Annotated in this window: 6 protein-coding genes; 1 reads left to right on the top strand and 5 read right to left on the bottom strand. The window is 72.5% G+C overall.

Features of this window, described 5'->3' with window-relative positions; genetic code table 11:
• Positions 1-29: 29 nt before the first annotated feature.
• Genes AC1RTO_RS17350 through AC1RTO_RS17330 form a run of 5 tightly spaced genes read right to left on the bottom strand, consistent with a single transcriptional unit; the run spans position 30 to position 18,237 of the window.
• Positions 30-1,178: an efflux RND transporter periplasmic adaptor subunit gene (locus AC1RTO_RS17350; protein WP_493162056.1), complete on the bottom strand. Its 1,149-nt coding sequence runs from the start codon at positions 1,176-1,178 to the stop codon at positions 30-32.
• On the bottom strand, positions 1,175-2,584 hold the full coding sequence (locus AC1RTO_RS17345) for a TolC family protein (protein WP_493162055.1): 1,410 nt from the start codon (positions 2,582-2,584) through the stop codon (positions 1,175-1,177). The genes AC1RTO_RS17350 and AC1RTO_RS17345 overlap by 4 nt, the downstream gene beginning before the upstream one ends.
• Before the next feature lie 26 nt (positions 2,585-2,610).
• Positions 2,611-9,492 carry an amino acid adenylation domain-containing protein gene (locus tag AC1RTO_RS17340; RefSeq protein ID WP_493162054.1) on the bottom strand — a complete coding sequence of 2,294 codons (6,882 nt, stop codon included), beginning with the start codon at positions 9,490-9,492 and terminating at the stop codon, positions 2,611-2,613.
• Positions 9,489-10,853 carry an MATE family efflux transporter gene (locus AC1RTO_RS17335; protein WP_493162053.1) on the bottom strand — a complete coding sequence of 455 codons (1,365 nt, stop codon included), beginning with the start codon at positions 10,851-10,853 and terminating at the stop codon, positions 9,489-9,491. Before AC1RTO_RS17335 ends, AC1RTO_RS17340 begins: the two co-directional genes overlap by 4 nt.
• Complete coding sequence (locus AC1RTO_RS17330; RefSeq protein WP_493162052.1) at positions 10,843-18,237, bottom strand: SDR family NAD(P)-dependent oxidoreductase; 7,395 nt, start codon at positions 18,235-18,237, stop codon at positions 10,843-10,845. Before AC1RTO_RS17330 ends, AC1RTO_RS17335 begins: the two co-directional genes overlap by 11 nt.
• Before the next feature lie 376 nt (positions 18,238-18,613).
• On the opposite strand from AC1RTO_RS17330, the gene AC1RTO_RS17325 reads away from it, so the two are divergent.
• The coding region (locus AC1RTO_RS17325) for a hypothetical protein (protein ID WP_493162050.1) at positions 18,614-18,822 on the top strand (209 nt) is incomplete at its 3' end.

The following is an 18,822-nucleotide window of genomic DNA, read 5'->3' as shown; positions in this document are numbered from 1 at the left end:
GCGGAACGCACGGCGGGGCGGGGGCGCGGTCACTTGGCGGCGTAGACCGGGGTGACGCGGTCGCCCTCCGCCACGAACGAGGCCGCGGCGGCGAGGACGGGGGTGCCGGCCGCAGGGCCGTCGACCAGCGTGACATAGCCGCCGCCGCGCGTGCCGGTCCGCACCGCGACGCGGCGGACGCGGTTCTCCCGCCCCAGCACCATGACGCTGGCGCCGCCGGTGTCATACTGGATCGCGGCCTCCGGCACGGCGCGGGCGGCGGCGCCGGTCCCTTCGAACCGGGCGGTGCCCGAGGCGCCGGGGCGCAGCTCGACCGGGCGGGCGCCGGCGACCGGGCTGAGCCGCAGGCGGACGTTGCCCTGCGCCGATTGCTGGTCGATCCGCGTGCCGATCGACGCGACCTGCCCGTCGAGCGCGGTGCCGTCCGCCAGCGTCACCGCCGCCGGCGTGCCGGTGCGCAGCGCCGCCAGCCGGTTCTCCGGCACCTGGACCTGCAATTCGATCGTGCCGCCGGGCACGATGGTGAACATCGGCTGCGGCGATCCACTGAGGTCGCCGACGCGGACGTTGCGTTCGATCACCCGCCCGCCGACCGGCGCGCGCACCAGCAGCCGGGCGGCGCGTGCCTGCAGGTCACGCATCTGCGCCTCCTGCACGTGCAGCGCGCCGATCGCGGTGTCGGCGCGGAAACGGCGCGCCTGCACCGCCTCGCCCGACAGCACGCCGGCGCCGAGCATCGGTGCGCCGCGCGCCGCCTCCGCCTGCGCCTGTCGCACCGCGATGCGTTGCTGCGCGATCACCGCGGCCTGCTGCGCGATCTGGCTGCGGATCAGCGTGTCGTCGAGGACGGCGAGGACCTGTCCCGCCGCGACGAATGCGCCCTCCTGCGCGAGGACGCGCCGGACGATGATGCCGGGCACGTCGCTGGTCGCGGCATAGACCTGTCGCGCAACGAGCGTGCCGGGTGCGCTGAGGCCGATGTCGCCGGTGCGCGTCTCGACCCGGGTGACGCGGACGCTGCGCGGGGGGCTGCCGGTGTCGGCCGTGTCATGGCGCGTGGCTGTCGGTGCGGCGGGGGCGGTGCAGGTGGTCAGCGCGAGCAGCACCGCGGGCAGCCACAGCCGCGACGGCGGCGCGGGTCGCTTGTAGCGGTAGAGGACGAGCGCGGTGCCGGTCATGACGCGTCGTCCCAGCCGCCGCCCAGCGCCTTGAACGCCTGTACCGAGCGGCGCAGCACCTGCACGCGGGCGCGGACCAGATCCACGTCGGCGGACTGCCACTGGCGGCGCGCGGCGAAGGCGGCATCGGGATCGAGCACGCCCGCCGCCTCGCCCCGGCGCATCGTCTCGTAATAGGCGCGGGCGTCGCGTTCGCTGGCGGCGACGCCGTCGCGCTGGCGGTGGTCGGACACCAGCCGCGCGAGGACGCTGTCCGCCTCGCCATAGGCGGTCTGCACCGATTTCTCGTAATCGCCGATCGCCTGCACGACGCGGGCGTCGCTGGCACGCAATTCGGCCATCAGCCGGCCGCGATCGAGGATCGGCATCAGCAGGCCGATCCCCAGCGACCAGAAGCCGGTGGCGAAGCTGTTGCGCGGGCGGACCTGCCGTTCGATGCCGATCCCGGGCGAGAGCGAGAAGGTGGGGAACAGGTCGAGCTTGGCGAGCGCGCGATTGCCGAGCGCGCCGGTCACCGCGCTGCGGGCGGCGAGCACGTCGGGGCGGCGCTTGAGCAGCTCGCCGGGGGTGGTGCGCGGCACCGGCGGGGCATCGGCGAGCCGCGGCTCGATCGGCAGCGTGTCGAGCGCCGCGGTGCCGCGGCCGACCAGCACCAGCAGCTGGCGGCGGGCGACGTCGACTTCGGTCGACAGCGTGTCGGCCTGCAGGGTCGCCGCGCGGAGCCGGGCGCTGGCGGGGAAGCGGTCCCCGGTGGGGGCGAGGCCGCGGGCGATGCGGCGTTCGACCAGCCCGGCGGCGGCGCGTTCGGTGTCGAGCGCGGCGCGGGCGCGCTCGCGTTCGATGGCGAGGCCGCGCGCGGCGAACAGCGCGTCCGCGATCGCGGCGGCAAGGCTGGCGCGCGACGCCGCCGCCTGCAACCGGGCGGAATAGACGCGCGCGCCGGCGACCACCGCGGTCGCATCGCGGCGACCGAAGACGTCGACTTCCCAGCTGACGTCGAAGGCGCTGTTGAACACCCTTGTGGTGCCGGTCTGGACGACGGGGACATCGACCGGCAGATTGGGCAGGTTGATGTCGCCGCTCACCTGGCGGACGTTGCGGGCGCCCGCGTTGGCGGCGATCCCGCCCTGCGGATCGAAGCGGCGCAGCGCGCGCGACATGGTCGCATCCGCCTCCGCGACGCGGGCCTGCACGGTCTTGAGATCGGGCGAATCGACCAATGCGCCGGCGATCAGCGCGTCGAGCTGCGGGTCGTGGAAGGCGTGCCACCATTCGGGCAGCGCGGCGGCATCGGCACTGTCGGTGCCGGTATCCACGCCGAAGCGGGTGGGGATCGGCGTGGCAAGCGGGGGCGGCGCGGCGACGCGGACGCAGCCCGCCAGCACGGCCGATGCGACGAGCGTCATCACCAGTCTGATCGTTCCGGTCCGCATCATGCCGCTGCTACCCGCGGCGGGGTGTCGACGAGGTTAAGGGCCGCTTCGGTAATATGACGGGCGACCGTGCCCGCCTGATCGCTATCGAGCATCGCATAATGGCCGCAGGACACCGGCCGGGCGCGCACCGCATGGTCCGCCAGCGCGCACCAATAGGCCTCACGCGCGGTATCGCGGCCATCACCGTCGGCGCGCAGATAGGTGAGCGATGGTACGCACCCGGCCGGGCGATGGCGGCCGGCAATCGCGATGCCGTTGGCGACCAGCCGGGCGAGGTGGCCGTCGGGGATATCGGCCGGCGTGACGATCGGCGCCCCCGCGTCGCAGCGGTCGGTATCGAGCAGGGTCAGCGATCCGATCGGCTCGCCCGCCGCGAGCAGTTCGACCGCCATCGCATGCGCGACGAGGCCGCCGAACGAATGGCCGAGCAGATGATAGGGCCCCGCCGGCTGCACTTCACGGATCGCGGCGACATAGCCGGCCGCCATCGCCGCGACGCTGTCGGGCAAATCGGCGGGACCGTCGAAGCCGGCGGCTTGCAGGCCGTAGACCATGCGGTGCGGATCGAGCGCGCGGGCGAGTGCGGCATAGCCGAACACGCCGCCGCCGATCGGGTGGACGCAGAACAATGGCGGGCCTTCGCCCGGCTGGATCGGGACCAGCGGGCCGGTGTTCGCCGCGACCTCTCCCGCCAGTGCCGCGCAGAGCGTCGCGACGGTCTGGTGGCGGAACAGCAGGCCGACGGGAATGTCGCGCCCGTCGTCCGCCGCGATGCCTGCGATCAATCGCAGTGCGGCGAGCGAATGGCCGCCGAGGTCGAAGAAATTGTCGTGGATGCCGACGCGGTCGACACCGAGGATCGCGACCCAGCGTGCTGCCATCGCCGCCTCGGCCGCGTCGCGGGGCGGGACGAAGGCCACCGCATCCGCTTCGACCGGTATCGCGGGCAGGCGCGCGACGTCGAGCTTGGCATGGGCGGTGAAGGGGATGGCGTCGAGGAAGCGATAGGCGCGCGGCACCATCGCATCGGGCAGCCGCTCGGTGAGGTGGCGGACCAGCTCGGCGGGGGGCGGGGGTGCGTCGCGGTCCGGTTCGGCGACCAGATAGGCGAGCAGCCGTCGCTCGGCGCCCTCGCCGCCGACGACGACCGCGGCGGCGGCGATGGCGGGATGCGCGCACAGCGCCGCCTCGATCTCGCCGGGTTCGATGCGGAAGCCGCGCAGCTTGATCTGCTGGTCGATGCGGCCGGCGAATTCGAGCCGGCCGTCGGCGGTCCAGCGGCCGAGGTCGCCGGTGCGGTAGAGTCGCCGGCCGTCGCGCTCGACGAAGCGCTCCGCGGTCAGGTCCGGGCGGCCGAGATAGCCGGCCGCCAGCGCCGGGCCGCCGATATGGATCTCGCCGGTGACGCCGATCCCGGCGAGGTCGCCGTGCGGGGTCAGCACCGACAGCGCATAGCCCGGCAGGGGGCGGCCCATCGGCAGGCCGGCGGTCGCTTCCGTGCCGCTCGCCCGGTGGCAGACCGCGTCGATGCAGGTTTCCGTCGGCCCGTACATGTTGAACAGCTCCACCCCCGGCAACCGCGCCTGCAACCGGGCGGCGAGGGCGACCGGGAATGGCTCGCCCCCCAGCATCAGGCGCTTGAGCGGCAGGCCGGCCGGGGCCGCGTCGATCACCGCCGCCATATAGGCGGGGCCGCTGTTGATGTGCGTGATCCGCGCGTCGGCGACCAGCCGCCAGAAGGCGGCCGGGGCCATGCCGGCGAGTTCGTCGGCGACGACGACGGTCGCGCCGCTGAGCAGCGGGGTGACCAGCTGACCGACGCTGACGTCGGAGCTGACGCTGAACGTCGCGAGCACGCGGTCGCCCGGCACGATCGGGTCGTGTGCCAGCCGCGCGCGGGCGAGATGCGCGAGGCCGCCGTGCGACATGGCAACGCATTTGGGCGTCCCGGTCGATCCCGAGGTGAAGATGCCATAGGCGATCGTCGCGGGTTCGGGCGGGATAGCGGGAACGAAGCGCGCGCCGGGAACGAGGTCCTCGACCAGCACCACCGCCGCCATCGGCGGCAGCAGCGCCGCGATCCCGCGTGCGGCGACCGCGATACGCGCACCCGCCGCCGCGACCGCCGCCGCCAGCCGCGCAGGCGGATGGTCGGGCATCAGCGGCAGGTAGATGCCGCCCGCCTTCATCACGCCGAGCGCCGCCACCGACAGGTCGACCGAGCGCGGCAGCATCGTCGCCACCGCGACATCGGGGCCGACACCGAGCGCCGCGAGCGCCGTCGCCAGCGCATCCGACCGCGCATCCAGCTCCGCATAGGTCAGCGCGACATCGTCATGCATGACCGCCGTGGCGTCGGGCGTGCGCGCCACCTGCGCGGCGAACAGCGCGGGGATGGTGGCCGGCGGGATCGGCGCGGAGCCGTCGCGGCTCCACGTCAGCAGCGTCGCGCGTTCCTCCGCACCGATCATCGCCACCCGGCCGAGCGCCCCGGCGGGATCGTCCAGCGCGGCGTCGAGCAGCGTCGCGAACCGATCCGCCAGCCGGACGATCGTCGCGGCATCGAACAGGTCGGCGGCATAGCTGATCTCGCCCGCGATGCCGTTCGCACCCTCGCCGAGCGACAGCGTCAGGTCGAAGCGTGCCGGCGCCGCCGGCAGCGCGACCGGTTCGAGCCGCGTGTCGCCCAGCGCGAACGCGTCGGCGGGCGTGTTCTGCAGCACGAACATCGTCTGGAACAGCGGATGGTGGCCGGGGTCGCGCGGCGGGCGCAGTGCCTCGACCAGTTTTTCGAACGGCACGTCCTGATGCGCATGCACGTCGAGCATGCGGTCGCGAAAGGCGTCGACCAGCGTCGCGAATCCCGCGTCCATGTCGATCGTCGCACGCACGGGCAGCGTGTTGACGAACAGGCCGACCAGCGGCTCCAGCCGGCTGTCGGTCCGCCCCGCCATCGCAGTGCCGACGACGAGATCGTCCTGCCCGCTCCACCGCGCCAGCGTCGCGGTCCATGCGGCGATCAGCACGATGAAGACGCTGGCGTGGCGATCGCGCGCGAAGGCGGCGATGCGCGCGGCGAGCGTAGGCGGCAGCACGACGGGGTGGAGGCCGCCGCGATGGCTCTGCTCGGGCGGACGCGGGCGATCGGTGGGGAGCGCGAGCAATGCCGGCGCGTCGGCCAGTTCCCGCGTCCAGAAGGCGATCTGCCGATCCAGTTCGGGGCCGGCGAGCAGGTCGCGCTGCCACAGCGCATAATCGCTATAGTCGATATCGAGTGGCGGCAGGGTATCGCCCGCACCGGCATACAATGCGCCGAGCTCGGCGAGCAGCACCCCCATCGACCAGCCGTCGGCGACGATATGATGCACGACGAATATCGCGAGGTGCCGGTCGTCGGCCAGCCGCAGCAGCGTGAAGCGGCACAGCGGCGCCGTGCCGAGATCGAAGGGCCGCAACGCCTCCGCCATCGCGCGCGCCTGTACGGCGTCGGCCGGGGCGCCGCACAGGTCGACGATCGCGAAGGGCATCGGCCCGGGGGGATCGACATGCTGGGACGCGACGCCGCCCTGTTCGGCGAACCGGGTCCTCAGCGCGGGATGCCGGGCGAGCAGCGCGTCCAGCGCGCCGGCGAGCCGCTGCGGGTCGATCGCACCGTCGACCCGGAACAGCAGCGGCATGGTGTAGAGCGCCGTCCCCGGCATCATCCGGTCGGTGAACCACAAGCGGTCCTGCGCGAACGACAGCGGCAGCGTCGCGGGTCGCGGGTCGCTGCGGGCGAGCGGCGGTCGCGGGACATCGCTCGCGCCGAGACGGTCGAGCCGCGCGGCGAAGCCGGCGACGGTCGGCGCCTCGAACAGCGTGCGGATCGGCACGGCGAGCGCATGACGATCGCGCAGCCGCGTCGCCACCTGCGTCGCGACCAGCGAATGACCGCCCAGCCGGAAGAAGTCGTCCTCGCGCCCGACCGCCGTGATGCCCAGCAGTTCCGCGAACAGGCCGGCGACGAGGATCTCGGTCGGGGCGACGGGCGGGCTGCCGCTGCTCGCCTCGTGCGCGGGATCGGGCAGGGCGCGCGCATCGAGCTTGCCGTTCGCGGTCAGCGGCAGCGCGGGCAGCGTCAGGATCGCGGCGGGGACCATGTATTCGGGCAGGCTGGCGGCGACATGCGCGGTCAGCGCCCCCGCATCGACTCCGCCATCGGCGACGACATAGCCGAGCAGGCGGAGCAGCCCGCGGGCGTCGGCGCGGGCGATCACCGCCGCCTGCGCGACCGCGGGGTGGCGGAGCAAGACCGCCTCGACCTCGCCGGTTTCGATGCGATGGCCGCGGATCTTCACCTGCCCGTCGACCCGGCCGAGGAAGGCGACCTGCCCGTCCTCACGCCATGCCGCCAGGTCGCCGGTGCGGTAGAGGCGGCCGTGGTCGGTCTCGACGAACCGGTCCGCGGTCAGCGCCGGCGCGCCGAGATAGCCGGTGGCGAGGCCGGGGCCGCCGATGTGCAATTCGCCGACATGGCCGATACCGACGCTCGCGCCCGCGGCATCGAGGATGTGGAGCGCATAATTGGGCAACGGCCGGCCGATCGGCAGCGCCGCGACCGTGGGGTCGAGGCGAGCGGGAACGGGATAGACGCTGGCGTCGATGCACGCCTCCGTCGGGCCGTAGACGTTGACGATCGCCGTGCCGTCGAGGCGGATGCGCAGCTTGTCCGCAAGCGCGGCGGACAGCGGCTCGCCGCCGAGCATCAGCCGGGTGAGGCGGGCCCCCGCGGGTGCGGCGTCGAGCATGGCGTCGAGGAAGGACGGCACGCTGTTGACGTGGGTGACGCCGTGGTCGGCGAGGAATTGCCAGAAATCGGCGGCGGCAAGGCCACGCAGCTCGGGCGCGACGACGATCGCGGCACCGCGCAGCAGCGGCAGCAGCAGCTGCCCGATCGAGACGTCGAACCCGACCGATATCGCTGCGAGCACGCGGTCGCCCGGCCCGATCGGGTCGTGGTCCTGCCGCGCGACGTCGAGGTTGACGAGCGCGCGATGCGGCACGACCACGCCCTTCGGAACGCCCGTCGAGCCCGAGGTGAAGATGACATAGGCCGGGTCGCCGGCCGTGGGCGGCGGGGGCAGCATCGCCCGCACGCCGTCGTCGCGATCCACGTCGAGCCGGGGCAGGCCGGCGGGCAGGCAGGCATCGGCGCCGCCGCGGGTGATCGCGATCCGGGCGTCGCAGGCGGCGACCATCGTGGCGATGCGCGCGGGCGGATGCGCCGGATCGACCGGCAGATAGACCGCGCCGGCTTTGGCGACGGCGAGGATCGCGGCGACGCTGGCGGGCGACCGGTCGAGGGCGACGACGACGATCGCACCGGGGGCGACGCCCGCCGCGACCAGCCGCATCGCGAGGCGGGTCGCGCGCGCGTCGAGCGCGGCATAATCGAGCATACCCTCGGCATCGATCACCGCGATTCCATCCGGCGTCGCGGCGACCTGCGCGGCGAACCGGTCGAACGCGGTGCCCGTCGGGATCGCAACCGTTCGACCGCGGACGAAGGTTTCGATCGCCCGTGCCTCCGTCGGCGTCAGGGGCGACAGCGCGGACAGCTTCGTCGCCGGGCGTTCGCACAGGCGCTTGAGGATCGCATCGAAGCGGTCGGCGATCCGCGCGACCTCCGCGCCGCCGAGCCGTTCGGGCGCGAAGCCGAAGGCGATCGTCATGCCGCCCTCGGCGGTTTCGCGCATGTAGAAGGACAAAGGCGTGGTTTCGTGCTTCGCCGACGCCGGGTGCCCGATCGCCGCACCCGCGAGCGTCGGCTCGGCGGCATCGCCGAGCCACGGCATGATCGTCACCGCCGCGTCGAACAGGTGCAGCCGGCCCTGCGCGGCCAGCCCGAGCTCGCGGCCGAGCCGATCGATCGGCAGGCGGGCGTGGCGCAGGTCGGCGTCGATCCCGGCGGTGATCGCCTTGACGGTGTCGGAGAGCGTCGCGCCGGGGCGGGCGGGGCAGCGGATCGGGATCATCCGCGCGAACATGCCGACGGCGTTCATCATCGCCGGCTCGCGCCCGTGCAGCGCCATGCCGATCGCGATGTCGTCATGCCCGGAGCGGCGGGCAAGCGCGATGCCCGCCACCGCGACCAGCACGCGATGCGGCGTGGTCGCCATCGTCCGGGCGGCGGCGGCGATCGCGGCATAGCGATCGGGGGCGATCACCAATGGCGGCGGGCCGTCGCCGCCGGTGTCGGGGGTGGGGCGATCGTCGAACGCGAGTGCCGGCAGCGGCGTCATGCGGTCGCGCCAATAGGCGAGGTCCGCGTCGATCGCGGGGGATGCGGCATAGGCCTGATCGTCGGCGATGCCGGCGACGATGCCGGATGCGGCGAGCGGCGGGCGGGCAACGGGTCGGCCGGCGAGCCGGTCGTAATGCGCGGTCCACGCCCCTTCGAGCATCGCCATCGACACGCCATCGCAGATCAGGTGATGTGCGGCGATCTGGATGCACCAGTCGGCGGGCGCGATGCGGATCGCCTCGACACGGAACAGGGGGGCGTCGCCGAGCGGAAAGCCCTGCCGCATCGCCGCCGCCAGATGCGCGTCGAGCGCGTCGGCGTCGGCGAGATCGGTGAGGAGGAAGGCGTCGGCCGCCGCCGCGATCCGCTGGCGGGGCTGGTCGGCATCGATCCGCAGGCGCAGCGCCTCATGATCGGCGACCAACGCATCGGTCGCGGCGCGCAAGGTCGCGACGTCGAGCGGCGCATGCACCCGCAGCGTCGTGGCGACGCGATAGGCGGCGGGATCGGCGAGCAGCAGCGTGTCGAGCCACACGCCATGCTGGGCGAGGCCGAGCGGATGCCAGTCGTGGTCGGTCGGCGCGGGAGCGGTCACAGCGGCCTCGTATCGGGGAGCAGGGGGGCGGGCCGCGGTAGCGGGCCGAACAGCGGGGCGGCGCGGCCGGCGAGCAGGGCGAGGCGCAGCACGCTGGTGGCGAGAATCGCGGCGACCATGCCGGCGATGCCGTGGCCCAGTGCCCCGGCTGATCCGGCGGCGAGCGGCACGGTCAGCGCCATCGTCGCGATCTGGATCGCGGCCGGCACGGTGACGTCGCGGCGACCGCGCAGCGCGGCGATCAGGAACAGCCCCATGCCGTCGAGCCACAGCACCACGCCGCTCATCGGCAGCAGACGGGCGAGCAGCGCCTGCATCGCAGGGTCGCCGCTGTAGAGCCCGGCGACACGGGCCGCGCCGCCCGTCAGGATCAGCGCCGGCACCGCCAGCCAGAGCGCGAGCATCGCCGCGTCGCGCAGGAGGCGGTGGCGCTCGCCCCGCGCCACCCGCAGCGTCGCGGCATCGCCATAGCCGCCGGCGAACAGCATGAAGGGAAGGTTGAGGACCCAGCACGAACAATAGGCACCGAGCGCGAGCGCGCCCTGCCACCCCGCCATGATCGTCAGCCCGATGCCGAAGACGTGCATCGATGCCGCGGTGCCGGCGATCGTCGCGCCGATCCGCCATTGTTCGCGACCGGCCGCATCGCGCAGGACCGGATGGCGCAGCAGCGGTTCGCCGAGGCGCTGCGCCGCGCGCGCGGTCATCGCCACCAGCATCGCGCACAGGGCGATGCGGACGAGGAGCGTCACCAATGCGGACCCCGCCGCGCCCATCGCGGGAATGCCCCGGCCGCCGGCGATGAACAGCGGGTTGAACGCGAGATTGGCGAGGTTCGCGACGATGACCGCCAGCGCGACGACGGACGCGCGCTTCATCCCTTCGAGGAACACCGCGCTCGCCACCGCGACGAGGGCGAAGGCGGCGCCGGCACCGTGGATCGCGACGACGCGGCCGGCGGTGGCGGACAGCGCCGGCGATTGTCCGGCGCGCAGGAACAGGGGGCCGGCAGCGGCGGCGAGCAACAGGCACAGCGCGCCCAGCGCCAGCGCGGCGACGCAGCCGCGCCGCCAAATCGCGAGCGCGGCGGCGGCATCGCCTTTGCCCTGCGCGATCCCGAGCAGCGGCAGCGCGCCGACGAGGAAGGCGACGCAGATGTCGAGGATGCGGCCGAAGCTGCCCTCCGCCAGCGCCGCCGCCGCAAGGTCCGCCGAGCCGTGGCGGGCGAGCATCGCCATGTCGACGATGCCCATCATCGCGAGGCCGGCGCGCGAGATGATGAGCGGTGCGGCTTCCGACAGGAAGGTCAGCCGGGCGGCGATCCCGCGCCGGCCGGCGCCGACGCCCGGTTCAGGCGGCATCGGCGAGCGCCGCCGCGGCAGCGCCGTCCGCCGCCGTTCCCCTGGCGCGGATGCTGCGCATCGCGACGTTGACGACCCCCAGCACGGTGCCGGCCTGGATCATCTGCATGACGGAGACGGGGCGGCCGATCTCCTGCTCCAGCGATTCGGCCAGCTCGACCGCCATCAGCGAATCGAGGCCGAGTTCGGCGAGCGCGCGATCGGGCTCGATCTGCGCGGCGGTCGATCCGACGACGCGGGCGACCTGTTCGCGGACGATCGTCATGAGGAGGTCGAACCGTTCGTCCTCGCCCGCCGCCTCCAGCACCCCCGCCATCGATCCGCCGCCGGCCATGGCGACGTTGATCCCCTGCGGCACCAGCCGTTCGAAGCGGGGCGTGCGGGCGAGTGCGAGCGACTGGCCGAGGCGGAGCAGGTTGAACTGCGCCACCGCGACCCGCGTCGCATCGACCGCGAGCATGCGGCCGAGGTCCTCCAGCGCGACCGGATACGGCGTCGCGCCCATGCCGGCGCGGCTCGACAGCATCTCCTCGACCTGCGCGTTGCGGGTCAGGAAGCCGGCGCCCTTGATCGCGCCCCAGCCGATCGACAGCGCGGGCAGGCCCGCGGCGCGGCGCAGCTGTGCGAGCGAATCGAGGAACAGGTTCGCGGCCACATAGGCGGCCTGGCCCGGATTGCCGACCACCGCGCTGGACGACGAATAGAGCACGAACTGCTCGATCGGATCGGCCAGCGAGGCGCGGTGCAGGTTCCATGCCCCCTGCATCTTGGCGGCCATGACGCGGTGCATCAGCTCGCGGTCGATCATGATGATCGGCGCATCCTCGATCACCGCCGCGGCATGGACGATGCCGCGGATCGGCGGCATCGCGGTGCGGATCGCGGCGAAGGCCGCATCGACCGCGTCGCCGTCGGTGACGTCGAGCGCGATGGGCTTCACCGTCACGCCCATCGCGGTTAGCGTGGCGATGCCCGCCTGCGCTTCCTCGGTGGTATCGCCGCGTCGGCCGAACAGCGCGAGGTGCCGCGCCCCGCGCTCCGCCAGCCAGATCGCGGTGGCGAGGCCGAAGCCGCCGAGGCCGCCCGACACGACATAGGTCGCATCCGCGCGCAGCCGCACGCCATCGATCGGCGCGACCGCGGGGGGCGGGGCGTCATGATCGATCGTCACCACCAGTTTGCCGACGTGGCGCGACTGCTGCATCGCGCGAAAGGCTTCGTGCGCCCGCCCGATCGGGGTGGACAGATAGGGCAGCGGTCGCAGCGCACCGCTGGCGAGATGCGCCGACACTTCGGCGAAGACGCGCGCGCCGAGTTCCGGGCGTTCGACCAGCAGCGTGTCGGCGTCGATGCCGAAATAGCTCAGATTCTGGCGAAACGGCCGCAGCCCGATGCGGCTGTTGGCGTACAGGTCGCGCTTGCCGATCTCGAGGAAGCGGCCGAACGGCCTGAGCAATTGCAACCCCTTGGTGATCGCCTCCCCCGCCAGCGAATTGAGCACGACATCGACGCCCTTGCCGCCGTTCAGCCGCATCACCTCGTCCGCGAAGGCGAGCGAACGCGAATGGAGGACGTGGTCGGCGCCCATGTCGCGGACCAGCCGCTGCTTGTCGTCCGCGCCCGCGGTGGCGAAGACGGTCGCGCCCTTCATCTTCGCGATCTGGATCGCGGCGAGGCCGACGCCGCCGGCGGCACCGTGGATCAGGATCGATTCGCCCGGTTCCAGCCGTGCGAGATGGTCGAGCGCATACCAGGCGGTGACGAAGGTCGTCGGGATCGTGGCGCCCGCCGCCAGCCCGATATCGTCCGCCAGCCGGGCGACGCCGATCGCGGCGGTGGTGACATGCGTCGCGAAGGTGGAGGAGGCGAAGGCGACGACCCGGTCGCCGACCGCGACATGACCGACGCCCGCGCCGACGCGCTCGACGATGCCGGAACATTCCATGCCGATCGTCGCGCCGGAAAAGCCCTGCTCCACCGCCTCCTCGGGCAGCATGCCCATCGCCCACAGCACGTCGCGGAAGTTGAGGCCGGCGGCGGCGATGCGGATCTCGACCTCGCCCGGATCGGGGGCGCGGCGGACGATCTCGCGCAGGTGGAGCGAATCGAGCCCGCCCTGCGCCTGCGTGTCGAGGCGGTAGGCGGGGAGCGGCTTCGATGACGGGGCGAGCCGCGCCTGCTCGACATGGCCGGTCTCGCGGACGCGCGCGACGTAGCGCATCCCGTCGACCAGCTGCACCTCGGGCTCGTCACCGGTGGTGAGCAGCGCGCGGGCGACGTCCTGCGCCGCGGCCACGTCGTCCGGTTCGGCATGGACGTCGATCAGGCGGCATTGCAGGCTGCCTACCTCGTTCGCCATGACGCGGCCGATGCCGGCGGCGGTCGCCTGGAACGGATCGATCGGGCCGGTGGCGACGCCGCCCAGTGCGCCGCGGGTGACGATGCGCAGATGCGGCTGGAAGTCGATGTCGTCCGGATGGTCGGCGATATGCGTCTCGATCGCCTTGACCAGCGCGATCAGGCTGAACGCGCGGCCGTCCTGATAGCCGCGCATCGTGGCGCCATCGGCGGCGTCGGCGCGATGTGCCCAGCCGGCGAGGTGGACGAATTCGTCGGGATGCTCCTCCGCGACCAGCGCGGCCATCGCGGCATCGTCCAGCGTCGCGGGATCGACGACGCGCACCGAGGGCGCCCCCAGTGCGGCGACCAATGCGGCGAGGAAGGGCGTGTCGACCTCTGCTGCGGTAACGATCAGCGTGCGGCGGCGGGTGTCGGCCGGCACGGCGGGGATGACGACCTCCGCGTCGCTGTCGCGTCGGGCGACGATCAGGTCGGGGCCGAAGGGCGATATCTCCGCCACGACCTGTTGCGCGCTGAACGGCAGCGGGTCGGCATCGCGACCCGGACCGCCCTCGACCGGGCCGTGCAGCAGGGTGGTCAGCCGGTTGGCGTGCGGGTGGAGCGCGATCAGCACACCGCCTGGCGCCAGATAGCCGGCGAGTGCCGCCGGGTCCTCCGCCGCGCCCGCGACGACGACGTCGAAGCCGCGATCCGCGAGCAGCGCATCGTCCTGAACCATGGCGCGGACGTGCATCTCGCCGCCGAACCGGTATTGCGCGCGGGCGACCAAAGCCTCGGACGGGTCGGTGAACAGATAGTCGCCACGCTGCGGTGGCAACACGGGGAGCAGCGCGGCGGCAAGGCCGCCGGTGCCGCCGCCGATCTCCAGCACGCGGATGCCGCGACCGGCGGGCCATGCCGCGACGACACGGCGCAGCACGTCGGCGGCGGCGCGGTTCGCGGCGGCGCGGCTGGGCGCGCCGTCCTCCAGCGCCTCGACCATCGCGATCCCCGCGTCGGGCTCGCCGCGCAGGCTTGCGACCAGACCGGCACCGGCGCGGCTGATCGCGACCAGTTCCGCGACCCAGTCCGGATGGTCGAGCATCAGCCTGCGCAGCGTCGCCCGGGTGTCGATCGCATCGTTGCCGGCATTCCAGCCGAACCGCCCGGTCGCATCGTCGCGCGTCAGGGCGCCGTCCGCCTGCGCCATCGCGACGAGCGCACGCAGCAATGGTCTCTGGTCGTCCTCGACCTCGCCCGACAGCGCCAGCCCGGCGATGGTGAAGTCGTCGGCCGTATCGTCGAGCGCGCGCAGGGCGGCGACCGCGTGGCCGCCGATCAGCCGGTCGATCCCGGCGACCAGGGCCGGGTCGATCGCATCGGCCGCGATCGTGCCGACCAGCGTATCCAGTTCAGGCAGCGTGATCGCCCCCGACAGGCGCGGCGTCCAGCCGAGGTCGGGACGCCAGTCCTCTGCGGTGCGGGTCAGCGCGACGGCGCCGAACTCGACCTTCTGGAAGCGCGCGCCGAGCAGCTGCAACAGGATCGTGCCATCGGCATCGGTGACGTCGATATCGGCAACGCCCGAGCGTTCGCTCTCGCGACGCAGGGTGACGCGGCAGAAGACCCGCGCCGGGATCGGCGCGAACGAGCGGACGCGATCGACCTGCACGGGGATGGTGGCACAGGCGCGCGCATCGGTCTGGCCGATCAGCGTGATGAGCACCTGCAGACAGCCGTCGACGATCGATGGATGCGAGTGATTGTCGGCGAGGTCGGTATCGCCCAGCCAGTCGAGCGCGACCTCGCCGAGCGCGACGCGCGTCGCGGCATCGGGGGCGGTCAGCGCGATCGAGCGGACGCCCTGGAAGGTCGGGCCGTAGCGCAGGCCGCGCCTGTCACAACCAGCGTAATGGTCCGCCGCGGCGATCGATACCGGCAGGTCGGCGCGGAGTGCGGCGAGGTCGATCGGATCGGGCTGCGTGCCGTCCATTTTCGACAGCCGGCCCTTGCAATGCACGATGTAATCGGTGGCGAAGACGTCGCTGCGCGACCGGATGACGATGGTGCCGTCGGCGGCGTCGAGCGTGGTTTCGATCACCGGTTCGCTGTCGGCCGGCAGGACGAGCGGACGCAGGATCTCGAACGTCTCGACGTCGATCCGCTCGCTGCCCATCGTCAGGCGGCCGGCGGCGAGGCTGATCTCGATGTAGCCCGCCGCAGGGAAGACCGCGGCGTCCTGGATCACATGGTCGCGCAGGTGCGGTTGAAGCGTCGGCTGGATCGCATTGGTCCACACCCCCTCGGCCGTGCGCGAGCGTGCGCCGAGCAGGGCGTGTTCGCGCGTCGTGACCGGCACCGCATCGGGCATCTCCGCACCGCCGCGCCAGTGGCGCTGGCGCTGCCATGCGACGGTCGGCAGCGTCAGCGTGCGATCGACGTGCGGGAACAGCGTCGCGACGGCGCCGGCACCGGCGGCATAGACGCCGGTGATGGCGGTTTGCAGGGTCGCCAGTTCCGGCGCGGGCTTGCGCTCGGATGGGCGACGCAGCGTGGTGCGGGCATCGACGCCGGCGATACCGGCCGCCTTGGCGACCTGAAGCACATAGTCCTTGAGCACCGGATGCGGGCCGACCTCGAGCAGGGTGGTGATCCCCATGTCCTCGATCACGGCGCGCGCGGCGGCGTCGAAGGCGACCGGGCAGCGGATGTTGCGCCACCAGTAATCGGCGTCGAGCGTTTCGCCGTCGATCACCGCACCGGTGACGGTGGACACCATCGGCACCCGTGTCGCGGCGGGGGCGAGGTCGTCGAGCGCGGCGCGGAGCGGCGTTTCGATCGGGTCCATCGCGCGGGTGTGGAAGGCATAGTCGAGCGCGAGGATGCGGACGAACTTATCGCGTTCGGTCAGGCGCGCTTCGAGGATCCTCAGCGCTGCCTCGTCACCGGCGACGGTCACCGCGCGCGGCGAATTGACCGCGGCGACCTCGATCCAGCCGGGGATGTCGGCGATCTCGCGCTCCGCTTCCGCCGGCGACAGGCCGATCGCCGCCATCTTGCCGGCCCCGCGTGTCGTCGCCTGCTGCTGGCTGCGGTGGTAGATCACCGTCGTCGCCTGTTCGAGGCTGAGTGCCCCGGATGCCCAGGCGGCCGCGGCCTCGCCGACGCTGTGGCCGAAGACCGCCGCCGGCGCGATGCCCGCCAGCGTGAGGACGCGGCACAGCGCGACCTGCTGCGCGAACAGCATCGGCTGCGCGACCTCGGTCAGTGCGATATCGGTGTCCGCCTCGTCGCGCGCCATGCGCTCGATCAGCGACCAGCCGGACAAGGGCGCGAAGATCGCGTCGACCTCCTCGATCGCGGCGCGGAACGGGGAGCATTCGGCGAGCAGCTCGCGGCCCATCCCCCACCATTGCGGGCCGTTGCCCGAAAAGACGAAGGCGATCGGCGCGGCGCCCGCGGCGCCAAGGCCGCGACCGCGGACCGCGCTCGACAGAGCGGGGGTTTCGCCGGCGCGGAAGGCGATCAGCTGCTTGCGGGCATCCGCCGCGCTTTCCGCCCACAGGACGAGGCGGTGCGCGTGGAGCGCGCGCAGTCGTGCCGCGCCGGCCCTGATGCGGTCCCATTCGGCGGTGTCGATGCCGTCGAGCTGCGCGATATAGGCCTCGGCCTGCGCGTCCAGTGCGGCGGGCGACTGGGCCGACAGGATCAGCAGCGGGTTCCAGACGGGCGCGGTCGCCGGGGTTGCGACCGGCGCCGCCACCCCGCGATATTCCTCGAGGATGAGATGCGCGTTGGTGCCGCCGAAGCCGAACGAATTGACGCCGAAGCGCAGCGGTCCGGCGCGGTCGGGCAGGGGGGTGACGCGATCGACGACCTGCAGCTTCCAGTCGTCGAACGCGATCTTGGGGTTGGGCGTGTCGAAATGGAGGTTGCCGGGCAGCGCGCGGTGACGGATCGACAGCAGCACCTTGGTCAGGCCGGCGATGCCAGCGCCGGATTCGAGGTGGCCGATGTTCGACTTGATCGATCCGATCCGGCAGACGTCGCCCACGCCGGTGCGCGGCGTCCCCAGCACGCGGCCGATCGCGCCGCATTCGATCGGGTCGCCCGCGGCGGTGCCGGTGCCGTGCGCCTCGACGTAGAAGACGTCGTCCGCCGCCACGCCGCTCGCGCCATAGACCTGCCGCAGCAACGCCTCCTGCGCCTCGCCGTTGGGGAGGGCCATGCCCATGGTGCGGCCATCGGAATTGACGCCTGTGGCGCGGATTACCGCAAGGATCGGGTCACCGTCCCGCTCCGCATCCTCCAGCCGCTTGAGCAGGATCAGCCCGCCGCCCTCGGCCCGGACATAGCCCTTGCCGTCGGCGTCGAAGCTCTTGCAGCGCCCGTCCGGTGACAGCATCGAGGCGCGGGCGAAGCCGATGAAGGGGCGGTGGCTCGCCAGGATGTTGATGCCGCCGGCGAGCGCGGCTTCCGCCTCGCCCGACGCAAGCGCCCGGCACGCCTGATGGATCGCGACCATCGACGAGGAGCAGGCGGTGTCGATCGCCATGCTTGGCCCGTGGAAATCGAAGACGTAGGAGATGCGGTTGGCGGCGATCGACAGGGCGCTGCCGATGTTGGTGTAGGCATCGGGGACCTCGTCCTGCGCCAGATTGGCGTAGTCGTTGCCGGAAATGCCGACGAACACGCCGGTCGCGCTGCCCGACAGCGTCGCGGGGACGATGCCGGCGCTCTCGAAGGCCTCCCATGCCAGTTCGAGCAGCAGGCGATGCTGCGGATCGATCTGCTTCGCCTCGCGCGGGGTGATGCCGAAGAAGTCGGCGTCGAACGCGTCGATCCGGTCGAGGAAGCCGCCCGCCTTCGTATAGATGCGCGTGCCGTTCGAGGTGCCCGCGACATGATGGCCGAGGTCCCAGCGGCTGCCGTCCGCCTCGCCCACCGCATCGACGCGGCCGATCAGGTTCCGCCACAGCGTGTCGAGATCGGGCGCCTTGGGATAGCGGCCGGACAGGCCGACGATCGCGATCGGGGCCACCATCGTGCGGCCCGAATCCGCGGCAACGGCTGGAATATGGCTCGGCAAGGTCACGGGCAGCTCCGGTCGTGATGCGATGAAGACGTCGCAACGTCGGGTATAGCTGTCATCGTTAAGATCTTGCGTACGATCATGCGTCGATCCGGGACGACAATTGTGCAATCAAAGACGCGACAAACCTATATCACTGAGAACGCGCCATTTTTTACGGGGCTAATCAGGATGAGAACAGTCACCAAGTCTTGTGGATACTGAAGAGTATCGTGCGATAAAGCGTACTTTAAGATCATTCCGCTACCAAGTCGGTGCCATGACTGCAAAAATCCTTTCACTTCAAGATGATGTGCACCATCTGCAGATGTGTCCGCATGTCGCGGGCATGATGCAGTCGCCGCCGTTGCGCACCGAGGGGCCGATCGAGTGGCGGCGGGCCGCGCCGCATCGTGCGCCCGGCGATGTCGGCCCCACCGCCGACGCACGCCGGGCGCTGGCGCGGTTCGTCGCGGTGCCGGCGGATCGGCTGCCGTCGCGGCCGGCGGTGCAGGCGGCGCTGGCCGCGGCACGGGGGGCGGACGGGCTGGCCGCGCT

The organism is Sphingomonas sp. GW821-FHT10F09 (assembly GCF_058809195.1).
The sequence above is the reverse complement of the archived record's forward strand: the minus strand, read 5'-3'. Positions and strand labels throughout refer to the sequence as shown.